Annotated in this window: 13 protein-coding genes; 4 read left to right on the top strand and 9 right to left on the bottom strand. The window is 66.5% G+C overall.

Translation table 11 applies throughout. From position 1 onward, the window contains the following. Positions 1-6 precede the first annotated feature (6 nt). From ACLH0K_RS12785 to ACLH0K_RS12770, 4 genes are all read right to left on the bottom strand, one after another. On the bottom strand, positions 7-975 hold the full coding sequence (locus ACLH0K_RS12785; RefSeq protein ID WP_411373943.1) for an NUDIX hydrolase: 969 nt from the start codon (positions 973-975) through the stop codon (positions 7-9). A gap of 11 nt (positions 976-986) precedes the next feature. Then, positions 987-3,236 carry an RNA degradosome polyphosphate kinase gene (locus ACLH0K_RS12780; RefSeq protein ID WP_411373942.1) on the bottom strand — a complete coding sequence of 750 codons (2,250 nt, stop codon included), beginning with the start codon at positions 3,234-3,236 and terminating at the stop codon, positions 987-989. A gap of 129 nt (positions 3,237-3,365) precedes the next feature. Continuing rightward, a complete protein-coding gene (gene mshD / locus ACLH0K_RS12775; RefSeq protein WP_411373941.1) occupies positions 3,366-4,337 on the bottom strand; it encodes a mycothiol synthase in 972 nt (323 codons plus the stop codon). A gap of 29 nt (positions 4,338-4,366) precedes the next feature. Continuing rightward, on the bottom strand, positions 4,367-5,065 hold the full coding sequence (locus tag ACLH0K_RS12770; protein ID WP_138136165.1) for a winged-helix domain-containing protein: 699 nt from the start codon (positions 5,063-5,065) through the stop codon (positions 4,367-4,369). A 334-nt stretch (positions 5,066-5,399) separates the two neighbouring features. Here ACLH0K_RS12770 and ACLH0K_RS12765 point away from each other — a divergent pair, with 334 nt between their 5' ends. The 4 genes from ACLH0K_RS12765 (at position 5,400) to ACLH0K_RS12750 (ending at position 8,486) form a co-directional block, all read left to right on the top strand. Then, the gene (locus ACLH0K_RS12765) at positions 5,400-6,167 is read left to right on the top strand and encodes a permease (protein ID WP_411373940.1); all 768 of its coding nucleotides are present in this window, start codon (positions 5,400-5,402) and stop codon (positions 6,165-6,167) included. A 172-nt stretch (positions 6,168-6,339) separates the two neighbouring features. Continuing rightward, positions 6,340-6,948, top strand: a complete 609-nt coding sequence (locus tag ACLH0K_RS12760) for an FABP family protein (RefSeq protein ID WP_411373939.1) — start codon at positions 6,340-6,342, stop codon at positions 6,946-6,948. 48 nt (positions 6,949-6,996) lie between these two features. Then, entirely contained in the window at positions 6,997-8,082 is a 1,086-nt protein-coding gene (locus ACLH0K_RS12755; RefSeq protein WP_411373938.1) for a YgfZ/GcvT domain-containing protein, read from the top strand. Next, on the top strand, positions 8,079-8,486 hold the full coding sequence (locus ACLH0K_RS12750; protein ID WP_411373937.1) for an ankyrin repeat domain-containing protein: 408 nt from the start codon (positions 8,079-8,081) through the stop codon (positions 8,484-8,486). Before ACLH0K_RS12755 ends, ACLH0K_RS12750 begins: the two co-directional genes overlap by 4 nt. A gap of 257 nt (positions 8,487-8,743) precedes the next feature. Here the strand turns inward: ACLH0K_RS12750 and ACLH0K_RS12745 are convergent, their stop codons facing one another. The 5 genes from ACLH0K_RS12745 to ACLH0K_RS12725 form a co-directional block, all read right to left on the bottom strand. Beyond that, the gene (locus ACLH0K_RS12745) at positions 8,744-9,460 is read right to left on the bottom strand and encodes a GNAT family N-acetyltransferase (protein ID WP_411373936.1); all 717 of its coding nucleotides are present in this window, start codon (positions 9,458-9,460) and stop codon (positions 8,744-8,746) included. Between the two features lie 27 nt (positions 9,461-9,487). Next, positions 9,488-10,513, bottom strand: a complete 1,026-nt coding sequence (locus tag ACLH0K_RS12740; protein ID WP_411373935.1) for an ATP-dependent 6-phosphofructokinase — start codon at positions 10,511-10,513, stop codon at positions 9,488-9,490. A gap of 184 nt (positions 10,514-10,697) precedes the next feature. Further along, positions 10,698-10,955, bottom strand: a complete 258-nt coding sequence (locus ACLH0K_RS12735) for a PspC domain-containing protein (protein ID WP_411373934.1) — start codon at positions 10,953-10,955, stop codon at positions 10,698-10,700. A gap of 3 nt (positions 10,956-10,958) precedes the next feature. Then, the gene (locus ACLH0K_RS12730; RefSeq protein ID WP_411373933.1) at positions 10,959-11,258 is read right to left on the bottom strand and encodes a hypothetical protein; all 300 of its coding nucleotides are present in this window, start codon (positions 11,256-11,258) and stop codon (positions 10,959-10,961) included. After that, positions 11,255-12,835: a PspC domain-containing protein gene (locus ACLH0K_RS12725; protein ID WP_411373932.1), complete on the bottom strand. Its 1,581-nt coding sequence runs from the start codon at positions 12,833-12,835 to the stop codon at positions 11,255-11,257. Before ACLH0K_RS12725 ends, ACLH0K_RS12730 begins: the two co-directional genes overlap by 4 nt. Between the last annotated feature and the right edge of the window lie 13 nt (positions 12,836-12,848).

Genomic DNA, 12,848 nt, shown 5'->3' with positions numbered 1-12,848 from the left:
AACTGGTCAGTCGTCAAACGGCCGGAACTGTTCGACGGCGACCACCTTGTTTTTCGCACCGGGTGCCACATGGCAGACCACCAGTTCGCCGGGGGAGAGGTACGGTTCCTCGGACGGCAAAAGTTTGGCCAGCGCGGCAGGCATGTGCTTCGCCAGCTGTCCGAGAACGGTGGGCAGCGCGGGACGGTGGGTGCAGACGACCACGGGCCGCCGCTTGTCGAAGAGTGACTCGATCACGGCTGCAGTCTTCTTTGGACTCCGCTCGTGCCGGTGTTCGGTCAGGGCTTCAGCCATCTTCACTTTCGCGCCCGCCGTCTTGGCGTAGGGCGCAACGGTTGCCACACACCTCAGCCAAGGACTCGTCACCACCCGTGGCGGTTTCCAGGCCTGCAACAGACGCCCTACGGCCTGCGCCTGGCGGGTTCCGGTTACGGCGAGGGGCCGCTCACCCTCCGCCTTGGTCCACGAGGAGCGGGGTTTAGCCTTTGCGTGGCGGAGGACAACGAGCGGCCAGGTGCTCAGCTCACCGCGTTCATGCGCTTCGCGCAGGTACTGGAGGGGTTTGGCATCGCTGGGATTGGACAGCAGCGTGGCCGCTTTCTCCGGCGTACACCACATGATGCTGTCCACCTCCTTGCCGTCCGGAACGAGGCCGTTTCCGTCGACCTTGACGGCCCAGTAGTGGACCACCTTCAGGCCGGAGGCGACGCGGTAGTGGATGGGCGGCAACGGAATCCCCAGGGGCGCGTCCAGCCCGATCTCCTCCCGCACCTCACGGACAGCGCATTCGGGAACCGTCTCGCCGTCGTCGATCTTGCCCTTGGGCCATGACCAGTCGTCATAGCGGGGGCGGTGGATCAGCAGGACTTCAAGCCTGTCTTTGGAGACCCGCCACGGGATCGCTCCGGCAGCAGTGACTGCTACTGGTTCCCCCGGATGGTCTGTCTGGTCAGCTACAAGTGCATCGCTCGACAAAACTGTTGCCCTTACCGCCGGCTCAGGCTGCGCTGCCGGGGACGCGACGCCAGCAGCCACGACTGGACATCCTCAAGGGGTTTCCCGTCCTCGGCCAGGTGGTGCCGGATCCAGTTGCCCTCGTTGTCCAGGTGCCAGCTGGCGGTTTCGGGTGCGAGGTAACGCCGGAGCAGGTCCAGGACATAATTGATGTCGTCGGCGCTGCCCAGCTGCACCAGTGCTTCCACGCGGCGGTCCAGGTTGCGGTGCATCATGTCCGCCGATCCGATGTACACCACGGGGTCGCCACCGTTGGCGAAAGCGAACACCCGCGAGTGCTCCAGGAACCTGCCCAGGATGGAACGCACTGTGATGTTGTCGCTCAGGCCCGGAACGCCCGGGCGGAGCGAGCAGATGCCGCGGACCACCACGTCCACCTTTACCCCGGCCTGCGAGGCCCGGTACAGGGAATCGATGATGGCCTCGTCCACCATGGAGTTGACCTTTATCTGCACCCGCCCGGGCACTCCGGCCCTAGCATTGCGGATTTCGGTTTCGATCCGGTCTATGAGCCCGGACCGCACGGACCGCGGCGCAACTAGCAGGCGCTTGAACGTCGACTTCGGCGCGTACCCGGACAACTGGTTGAACAGCTTGGACAGGTCCTCGCCCACCTGGTCGTTGGCGGTCAGCAAGCCCAGGTCCTCGTAGTAACGGGCTGTCCTGGGATGGTAGTTGCCCGTGCCGATGTGGCAATAGCGGCGCAACCCGTCCACTTCCTGCCGCACCACCAGGGACAGTTTGCAGTGCGTCTTCAGGCCCACGATGCCGTACACCACGTGCACGCCGGCCTGCTCGAGCTTGCGGGCCCACGAGATGTTGGCCTGCTCATCAAAGCGGGCCTTAATTTCCACCAGGGCCAGCACCTGCTTGCCGGCCTCCGCGGCGTCGATCAGTGCGTCAACGATGGGCGAGTCGCCGGAGGTGCGGTACAGGGTCTGCTTGATGGCCTGGACCTTGGGGTCGGCCGCGGCCTGCTCCAGGAAGGCCTGGACGGAGGTCGAGAACGAGTCATAGGGGTGGTGCAGCAGGATGTCGCGGCGGCGCATGGCAGCAAATACGTTGGCGGCCTTGGACGTCTCGGACTCGTTGAGGAACCGGGAGGTGTGCGGGACGTGCTTGGGGTAGTGCAGGTCCGCGCGGTCAATGCCGGCGATGACGGACAATCCCCGCAGGTCCAGGGGGGCCGGCACCGAGTAGACCTCCGATTCCTCCACGCCCAGTTCGCGGATCAGGAGCGCACGGATGTTGGGGTTGATGTCGTTGGTGACCTCGAGCCGCACGGGCGGGCCGAAGCGGCGCCGCAGGAGTTCCTTCTCCAGTGCCTGCAGGAGGTTTTCGGCGTCGTCCTCCTCGACCTCCACGTCCTCGTTACGGGTAACCCGGAAGGTGTGGTGTTCCAGGACCTCCATGCCCGGGAACAGCTTGTCCAGGTGGACTGCGATGACATCTTCCAACGCGATGAAGCGGGCCACCCGGCCTGCCACGGCGCCCGCGCGCGGGCCGTCAATGGAGATCAGGCGGGGCAGCTGGTCCGGCACCTTGACGCGGGCGAACAGCTCCTTGTCGCTGATGGGGTTCCGCACCACAACGGCGAGGTTCAGCGACAGGCCCGAGATGTAGGGGAAGGGGTGCGCGGGGTCCACTGCCAGGGGCGTGAGGATGGGGAACACTTTCTCCGCGAACATCACGCTGAGCTGCTGTTGGGCGGCATCGTCCAGTTCATCCCACTGCATGAGGTGGATGTGCTCGTAGGCCAGTGCGGGGCGGATCTGCTCCGCATAGACCTGTGCGTGCCGCTGCTGGAGCCGGTGGGCTTCCTCGCTGATCTGTTCCAGGACCTCCACCGGGCTCAGCCCGGCCGGGGAGGGCACGGCGAGGCCGGTGGCGATACGGCGCTTCAGCCCGGCAACGCGGACCATGAAGAACTCGTCCAGGTTGGACGCGAAGATGGACAGGAAGTTGACCCGTTCCAGCAGATGCAGGGACGGATCCTCGGCGAGCTCCAGGACGCGGGAATTGAAGGCGAGCCAGCTCAGTTCGCGGTCCAGGAAGCGGTCCGGGCGGATGTCGCCCTCGGGCTGCAGGTTGGGTGCAAACTCGGGAATGTCGATGCGGTCCTGGGTGGCCCGGGACGCGGGCACCTCGGATGAGCCGAAGCGGGCGCGCACGGGCACTGCGACATCCTGGGACGTGGCTGTTCCGGAAGGTTCCGGGTTCATGGCATCTCCTTTACGTAAGCGCTTGATGCTGGCGCTTCCGGCCCGCGCGGTTCTGCTTCAACCTTACAAGCATCCGTATCCGGAAAGCCTTGGATTGTGGACCTCCGGCCGTGAAGTAAGCCGACCGGACTAACTGGCGGCAACCGGTCCGTACATCACGTCCATGTCCCAGCGGGTGAATCCGAGCCGCCGGTACAAGGAGACGGCTGCAGTGTTGTCCGCGTCCGTGTAGAGCATCACCGCGTGCAGGCCCAGGTCCTGCAAGTACCGGATCCCGGCGACGGTCAATGCCTTGCCAAGACCCATGCCCTGTGTCTCGGGCGCAACACCCACCACGTACACCTCGCCGATGGCAGGGTGCGTCCCGTGCTGTGGATGCACCTTGGTCCAGTGGAAGCCGAGCAGCCGGCCGCCGGCATCCTCGGCCAGAAGGAAGCCGGAAGGGTCGAACCAGTCCTCCGCCATCCGCGCCTCGAGGTCTGCCCGGGTGAGGCTGCCCTGCTCCGGGTGGTGCGCAAAGGCAGCTTTGTTGAGCGCCAGCCAGGCATCCTCATCCCGGCCCGGCACAAAGGCACGGAGCGACACACCCTCCGGAAGCCCGGCGTCGGGAAGATCGGTCCCCGCCGTCGTCATGCGCATCTTCCACAACTCACGCACCGGTGCGTACCCGTAGCGGGCAGCGAGGTCGGCCGCGGCCTCATGGTTGCCGTGCGACCAGGCCTTGAGACCGTCCAGTCCGCGGGCCTCCAGCAGGGCACCCACCAGCCGGTCCGCCACGCCCTGGTTGCGGTAGGAGGGGTGGACGGCGATTTCCAGGATGCCGGTGCCGTCCGGTTCTTCAACTACGACGGCGAATCCCGCCAGGTCCTGCGCGGTGGCGGGATCCGAATCCTCGTCCGGGGCGTACAGCGCCAGGGTCAGCAACGAATGCTCAGCGGAGTTCCCGGCGCGCATGGTCACCAGTGTCTGCTCGGAGATCGAAGGGTTGCCGTCCGCCTCCTCTGCAGCTGCCAGCAGGCCGCGGCAATCCTGGAGGAGCTGCGGGTCAACCCCGCCTCGGACAACAAGGACGGGCCACTTCTCAGGGTGCGCTGGAGTCATACGCCAAGGCTATACGGGTCACGGCCCGGTCAGGCTTCGGTGAGCTCGTCTTCCTGCTGCCGCACCAGGGTCAGGCGGTAACCGACGTTGCGGACCGTGCTGATCAGGTTTTCATGGTCCGGCCCCAGCTTCGCGCGGAGCCGCCGGACGTGGACGTCAACGGTGCGCGTGCCGCCGTAGTAGTCGTAGCCCCACACCTCGGTGAGCAGCTGCTGGCGGGTGAAGACCCGGCCGGGATGCTGGGCGAGGTACTTGAGGAGCTCGAATTCCTTGAAAGTCAGGTTTAGCGGCGCGCCGTTGACGCGTGCCGTGTAGCTTGCTTCGTCGATGATGACGCCGGCGGCGCGGATTTCGCTGGGGGCGTCCTCCTGCTCGGGTACGGCGCGGGCGACGGAAAGCCTGATGCGTGCCTCCACCTCTGCGGGGCCGGCCGAATCGAGGACAATGTCGTCCACAGCCCACGCGGAGGACACGGCCGCCATGCCGCCTTCGGTGAGGATCAGCACCAGCGGCGCGCTGAGCCCGGTAGCTTTCAGGAGCTGGGTGAGGGAGCGGGCCCCCACAAGGTCCTTCCGCGCATCCAACAGCACGATGTCGCAGGGGTCGGTCTCGAGCAGGGCGGTGGGCTCGGCGGGGAGGATGTGCACCCGGTGGTTCAACAACTCCAGAGCAGGCAGGATGTCTACCGAAGAGCCGGTGCTGTTCGTCAGTAACAGGATGTGCGACATTGTTCCTCCAAGGGCTGTCCGCGCATCATTGGGCGACTGAACCGGATTTTCACCGGCCGGTACAGGCTTCCTGCACGGGTTCAAGGCCGGTATGGAACTGCCGGCCCGCCACCCGGACAGGGAGCGTAGCTGAACCTTGAGTATACCCGGCACCCCCTGTTGGGCCAGAGATTCCCGCCCTGCAAAGGCACGTTTTGCGACATATCCCGGTCACATAAGGCAGGATTGAGCAAGGGCGGCATGCCCTGCCATGAAGGGGGACACCCCGCCGGTCGACGCCAGGATGGGATGACAGCGCAGTGAGTGCAGAGATGAAGCGCAGGCCGGGTTCCGCATGACGGCAGAACTGCAGGCGCCCACGCGCTCCCTCGGTTCCTGGACTATCGGCATTGCGGGCATCGCAGGCCTGGCGGCGATCATCGCCGGCGTCTACAGCTCGCGTGAAGCCCTCGTGGCTGTCGCTGTCCTCATCGCCGCCGCGGTCGGGTTCGGCTGGCCGCATTTCCTCCGGATCCCTGCCAAAAAGACGCTGGCCGCCGTCATCGCACTGCCCGGTGCGGGATCCGCTGTTGCCGCCGCGCTGGCCCCCGCCCCCGGTTACCTGGACTGGACCCCCGGGTTCATGGCGCTGGGGATGATGGCCGTGTTTGTGGTCCAGCTGATCCGCGGCACCGGACAGGCCCAACGGCTCGAATCAACCCTCGGCTGCTGCGTGGGGGTCCTGCTTTCCTGCCTGGGCTCAGGCTGGGTGGCCGGCTCCAGGTTCAATGGAATCCGGGAAATGCTGCTCGTCGCGGCCATCAGCGCCGCTGTGGCATTGCTCACAGGACTCATCCGCTGGCCCGACCGGATGGTGGCGCCGCTGGGCATGGTCCTGGCCGGGCTTGCCGGGCCGCTTGCCGGGCTGGTGTTGTCCGATATCGCTGTCCTGCCCGCCGCTGTTTTCGGCGTGGTGGTGGGCGCGGTGCTGGCCAGCTTCCGCCGTATGGTGACCCTGCGCGGTGCCCCCCTCAACCTCGCCGCGGCGCTCAGCATAGGCCTTGCACCAGTGTCCGCAGTGGGTTCGCTCGCCTACTTCATAGACAAGCTCCTCATCTACTAACGCGTTAGGATGGCATCATGTCCGTACTTGCTTTTGAAATCTTCTTCCTTGTCCTGCTCGGCATCGCCAGCCTGTCCATGGCATGGTTCGCCGGCTTCGTGGTCTACCGCCTTTTCAAGGGCCAGAAGTAGACCACCCTTCACGGAGCTAGCCGTATTTCGAGGTAATAGCTGTGCCCATTGAGATTCCCACGGATCTGACCCCTGAACTTGTCCCCCTTTCCTGGCTCATTGGCGAGTGGGAGGGCCGCGGCCGGCTAGGCAGCGGGGACGAGGACTCGGAGCACTTCCTGCAGCACGTTTCCTTTACGCACAACGGCCTGCCCTACCTTCAGTACCGGGCGGAAAGCTGGCTGACCGACGACGACGGCACACGCCTTCGCCCGCTCACTGTTGAGACTGGCTTTTGGGCGCTGGAGCGCAAGCAGCTTGATGCCGACGGCGGCCCGGGCCTGGTGCCGGCAGACATCGTGCCGGCGCTGAAGAGTGCGGACGAGGTAGAAGCCCTGCGCAACAGCGAGGGCGGCTTCGACATTTCGGTTTCCATCGCCCACCCGGGCGGCATCTCCGAACTGTACTACGGGCAGATCAAGGGCCCGCAGATCCAGCTCACCACCGACATGGTGATGCGCGGAAGCCATTCAAAGGACTACAGCGCCGCAACCCGGATCTTCGGCCTGGTGGACGGCAACCTGTTGTGGCGGTGGGACGTGGCAACAGGGGGAGAGGGCGGCAAGGGCCTGGAAGCGCACGCGTCAGCCTTCCTGAAGAGAGTTTCCTGACCCCTGCCGGGCTGGAATACCCGCGCACTAGAGGACGTTGGCCTGAATATGACTATCCCCAGCCCTCTGTTGTCGCGCCCTGGCGCGGTCGAGGCCGCCGGTGCGGACGCGGGCGTTGCGTTGCACTACGGCGAGCCCCTGCGCGAGCAGCGCGCCCTCGCCGCCGGAACCGCCGTCGTCGATCTTTCCCACCGCGGCGTAGTGACTGTCACCGGGCCGGACAGGTTGAGCTGGCTCAACACGCTGTCCTCGCAGCAGGTCACCAGCCTCGCGCCGGGGGAGTCCAGCGAGCTGCTGCTCCTGAGCGTGCAGGGCCGGATCGACTTCGACGCCCGGGTGATTGACGACGGCGGCACCACCTGGCTGATCGTCGAGGGCGCCGAAGCGGCGCCGCTGGCGGAATTCCTCAACAGGATGAAGTTCATGCTCCGTGTGGAGGTGGCCGACGTTTCCGCTGACTGGGCTGTGGTGGGCAGCACCAGGGCGGTTCCCGAATGGTCCGGTCTGCTTGCCTGGCGGGACCCCTGGCCGCACGTCAGCGCAGGCGGCTACTCCTACGCCACCGTATCCGAGGAGAACCACCCCGGCCTGGAGCGCCCCTGGTTTGAATACCTCGTACCCGCAGCGGAGCTGGAAAAGGTTGTGGCGGACCGCCCCCTTGCCGGCACCCTCGCCGCCGAAGCCCTTCGCGTAGCAGCATGGCGTCCGCGCATTGGCGCCGAGACAGACGATAAAACCATTCCGCACGAGCTCGACCTGCTCCGAACCGCGGTCCACTTGGCCAAGGGCTGCTACAAAGGCCAGGAAACCATTGCCCGCGTCCACAACCTGGGTCACCCGCCGCGGCGCCTGGTGTTCCTGCAGCTGGACGGGTCACAGCACACCATGCCCGCCGCCGGCAGCCCGGTACTGGCCGGGGAGCGCAAGGTGGGAACCGTAACCTCTGTTGCCCAGCATTACGAGATGGGGCCCGTGGCGCTGGCGGTCATAAAACGTTCGGTGGCTCCGGATGAGATACTGACGGTCCTTGACGGGGACGAACCGTACCCCGCCAGCCAAGAACTCATAGTCGCTCCGGACGCCGGCCAGGTGGTGGGGCGCCAAGCCGGATTCCTCAGGGGGCCACGCGGATGAACAATGACAGCGCCGAAGCAACGGCAGGGCCCGACGACGACGCCGTCGCCCTGGCGCACACCCTCTTCGAAGGTGCCAGGGAAGGGAACACGGAGCTGCTGCGTGCCTACCTGGAAGCAGGAGCGCCGGCCGGGCTTACCAACGCCGCCGGCGATTCGCTCCTGATGCTCGCCGCCTACCACGGCCACGCTGACACCGTGCAGCTGATCCTGCAGCACGGCGCCGCGGCCGATGCTGCCAACGACCGCGGGCAGACGCCCCTCGCCGGGGCCGCGTTCAAGGGCTACACCGACGTCGCACGCGTCCTGCTGGAGGCCGGCGCCGACCCTGACGCCGGCACTCCGTCCGCACGCGCAGCAGCACAAATGTTTGCCCGCCAGGAGATCCTCAATCTCCTGGGCTAACCTTGCCGGGTCCGCCCGGAAGCCACATTTCGAAGGATGATCGAGTGGAAAACGTAGCAAAGCCCCGGCTTCATCCTGGTCCTCCGCAACGTCCCCGCACTCAGCACCCACCCGCCGGTTCGACATCCCGGGGTGGTCGCCAACTGCCGATGGGCCAGTCCATGCTGCTCCCCGCCGCGGTGGTCCTGGTGGGCGCGGTTGTGGCCCTGTTCTTCGCGAAACCTCAGCCGGTGGGGAACTGGGGCGGGGCCCCTGCGTCAGCCAAGGTGGACGCTGGTCTGGATTCCGCCGGCTGAAAGGCCCAGCTTCCGCGCCAGCGCGAGAGATCCCGTGTTGCTGACGTCCGTCCGCCACTGGAGTGTCAAGCCTGCTGCCAGGGCTTCATGGGCCGCAATGGATGCCGCCAGTGACCCAAGCCCCTGGCGGCGCCATGCCGGATCCACCAGGACACCCAGATGGGCCAGCAGTCCCTCCCACTCGGCGTACGCGCCGCACGCCAGGGGGACCCGCCGTCCGTCTTCCTCGTGCACGATCGTGTAGCGGTTCTCCAGGTCGGACAGGCCGACCTCGTTGACGTCATCCGGCGGGCACCTGCCCTCCAGCTCAATGGCCTCCGGGTTGCCGTGCGAGACGGTCATTTCCCCGGCGGGCTGCTGCAGGGGCAGGTCGTCCGCGAAGAAGAGCGCAGCTGCCCCCAGCCCGTGCCCGCCGTGGCCGCGGGTCAGGGTCAGGAGCGTCACGTGCTGTGCCATCTCCTCGTCGGGTATCCCCGCTGCGGCGTCAATGACCCATTGAGGCCCCACCAGCGCGGAACTTCCGAACAGGCGGATGAATTCCACGGTGCGTGCCGACTCGTCGGCCCGCACGATCCGCTCGCCCGAGGCAAGGGCATCACCGAAGGCGTCGTCGTCCAGTCCCAGGCGGCGGGCCCAGGCAAGCTGGATGATGGCGGCAGAACCGGGGTCGAGTGTCATGCTCCCAGCCTAGGACTGCCGGAAGGCTCAGCCGAACAGCACCGCCGCTTCGTCGTAGCGCCGCTGGGGGACGGTTTTAAGCTGGCCGAGGGCTTCCTGGAAGCCGACGTGCTGGATGTCGGTGCCTTTGAGGGCCACCATCGTGCCCCAGTAGCCTTCGACGACGGAGTCGATGGCGGCCATGCCCAGGCGGGTGGCGAGGACGCGGTCGTATGCGGAGGGGACGCCGCCGCGCTGGATGTGGCCGAGGATGGTGGCGCGGGTTTCGATGCCGGTGCGGGCCTCGAGTTCGGGGGCGAGCTGGTCGGCGATGCCGCCGAGGCGGGGGCGGCCGAAGGTGTCCAGGCCGCGTTCGGAGTGCGGGGTTTCCATGTGGGCCGGGACGAAGCCTTCGGCGACGACCACCAGGGGTGCACGGCCGCGGGCGTGCGCTTCCTTGACCCACTCGGTGACCTGGTCGATGCTGACTTTTTGTTCCGGGATGAGGATGGCGTGCGCGCCGGCGGCCATCCCGGCGTGCAGGGCGATCCAGCCGACGTGCCGGCCCATGACTTCGGCGATCATGCAGCGGTGGTGGGATTCACCGGTGGTGCGGAGCCGGTCGATGGCTTCGGTGGCAATCTGCACGGCGGTGTCGAAGCCGAACGTGTAGTCGGTGGCGTCGAGGTCGTTGTCCACGGTCTTGGGAACGCCCACGATCTTAAGTCCGGCGTCGGTGAGGCGTTTGGCGGCGGCGAGGGTGCCTTCGCCCCCGATGGCGATGATCGCGTCAATGCCCAGGCGGTCCATGTGGGCCTTGATGACCTCGGGGCCGCCGCCGTTGTCGAACGGGTTGGTGCGGGAGGTGCCGAGGATGGTGCCGCCCTGCTTGGCGATGCCGCGGACCATGGTGCGGGGGATGTCGATGATGTCGCCTTCAACAACGCCGCGCCAGCCGTCGAGGAATCCGACGAATTCGTGGCCGTGGATGGCGATGCCTTTCAGGACGGCGCCGCGGATGACCGCGTTCAAACCGGGGCAGTCGCCACCGCTGGTAAGGATTCCAATTTTCATGATTTGGCTCAAATCCTGGGAGAGTGTTTACAGGCAGAGCGCCACGCTGAGCTCACCTAGAAGTGTAGTGGGAGGTGTGGGTTACGACACAAACCCGTTACACGGCGTCCCCTGCCAGCGTGCCGTTAACGCCTGAAGCTCCTGCCCAATGTGAGCAGGAGCTTCAGTGGTCCGTCGTGCCGGGTCAAGGCCGGTTGAGCGAGCGGCGTTCCAGGAACGTCTGGAGCGGGATCACATTGCGCTGGTCCGGAAGGACCACCCACGCCAGCAGGTAGAAGATGACCGCCGGGCCGGGCAGGAGGCAGAAGACCAGGAACGCGATGCGCACGTAGGCGACGTCAACGTTCAGCTTGGCCGCGATGCCGCCCAGGACTCCGCCGAGCCACCGTTGCGGGCCGCGCTTCAGGCCGAGGCCCCTGACGATGCTGAAGAACTTGTCCATGGCTCAAGACTTCCGTGTTGTTGTGTCGTTGTCACGTTTCCGGGCGAAGAGCAGGCCGCCCACCACCAGTGCCGCGCCGGCTCCGATCATGAGGCCGATCAGTACATACGTGCCATTGAGGGTAACGAACCCCAGCTGGGCGACGATGACGAGAGCCGCAAGTGCCAGGACGATAAGTCCCCAGACTACGGTGCCCACCCGGGCGGTTGCCGGTTCCGTGGTCCCGCTGCCCGCCGGCGTCGGCGATTCCGTAGAGTAGCTGCCGGGCACGTAGGGGTCCGATGCCGGATTGCTGTTGCTCATCTTGCGTTGCCTTCCTCGATGGTGACGTTGCTGAAGGTGCCGTCGATCTGGACGACCAGCGTGGGACCGGGTTCGTCGGTGTTGTAGCTGCTTTCGCGGGTGGTGGTGCCGCCGCGCTGGCCCGTCGCCTCATTGAGGTTTCCCATGGTCATATCGGCTTTGATGTCCACCGGAACGTTGTCCGGGATAACCACGGTGACGTTGCTGGCCGTGATGTCCAGCGGAATTACGACGTCGGAGGGTAGCGGGGCGGTCGCGCCCAGGTTGGTGAGGTTCACCGTTCCCCGACCGGCGGTGATGTCGATTCCGTCACGGGCCTCGGCGATGCTCGCCGGACTCCAGTTGACCTGCTGGAACCGGAGCCGGTCGCCGTTGCCCACCACGTTGTACACGCCGCCGGCAATCAGGGCGATCACCGCAAAGAGGCTGAGGATGCCGGCAGTCCGGCCGCGGATTCCTGAGATCAGGATGCCAAGGCCTAGAACCGCCGCAGCGGTGGCCCACATGATGGCGTTTGCGGAGTCGCCGAGGTTGATGACGTTGGCAACGTCCAGGGCCTTGAGTCCGCCGCCTGCCAGCAGTGCTGCTCCTGCGGCGATGGCGACGGCGGGAGCTCCGGGGCCCGCCGGCCGTGGTTTCGGCGGCCGCGGGGTGCTGCCGCCGTAAGGGGTTCCGCTGCTGCCGGTTCCGTCGCCGAAGGAGCCGCCGCCATAGCTGCCGCCGTAGGACGGCATGGAGCCCGAGGCCGGGGAGGTGCCGTAGGTGGTGCCGGTTTCCGGGAAGGATGAGGTGCCGGACGTTCCGTAGTCCGCGCCGTAAGTGCTGCTGTATCCGCTGGTTTGCTGCCCGGCCATGGCGGGCCGGGTGCCCTTGTTGCGCTGGGAGAGATAGTAGATCAGGTAGATGGCGCCGCCCACCCAGAAGACTGTCCAGAGGAATCCGCCGAAGCCGTTGTGGCTCCATCCCCAGAAGCCCCCGCCCAGCCCGGTCAGGCCGATGACAGTGGCGATCAGCGAACCTGTCATGCCCGTGGACCAGCGGCCGGTTCCGGCTTCCTGGACGTGGATCCTTCCGTCCGGTTCCGGCAGGAAGGCCCAGGCGAGGCCGTACAGCAGGACGCCGATGCCCGCGAAGAGGGTGAGGACAATAAAGACGCCGCGGATGATGAGCGGATCGACGCCTAGCCGGTGGGCGATTCCGCTGGAAACGCCGCCCACCCAGCGGTCGCTGCCCCGGTAGATCCCGTGGCTGCGGACCCAACTGAAGAAGTCCGTGGACTGTGCGGAGGTGGATTGTGCGGAGGTGGAGGAGCCGTACCGCGGGCCGGGCAACTGGCCGGACGGCGCGTCCTGGCTGCCCTGTTGGTCCGGGTAGCCAGCGTCGCCGCTGCTGCCGGTGTGGCCGGCGTCGTTCCCGGCGCTATGCTGCGAACCGGAGTCCTGTGCTGCGGAGGTGCGCCCGGAAGGATTCGAAGGTGTGGTCGATGATGACGGCAGGGGCTCGGTGGGCCACTGGTTGCCTGCCGGCAGGGGCTCGGTGGGCTGGCCGTCGTTGGGGGAGGGGGTCTGCGAGTTCATACCTAAATCCTCC

Origin of the sequence: Arthrobacter sp. MPF02, from assembly GCF_046605375.1 — a bacterium.
Lineage (GTDB): Bacteria > Actinomycetota > Actinomycetes > Actinomycetales > Micrococcaceae > Arthrobacter.
Note: the sequence above shows the minus strand (reverse complement) of the source record. Positions and strands in the feature narration are given on the sequence as shown.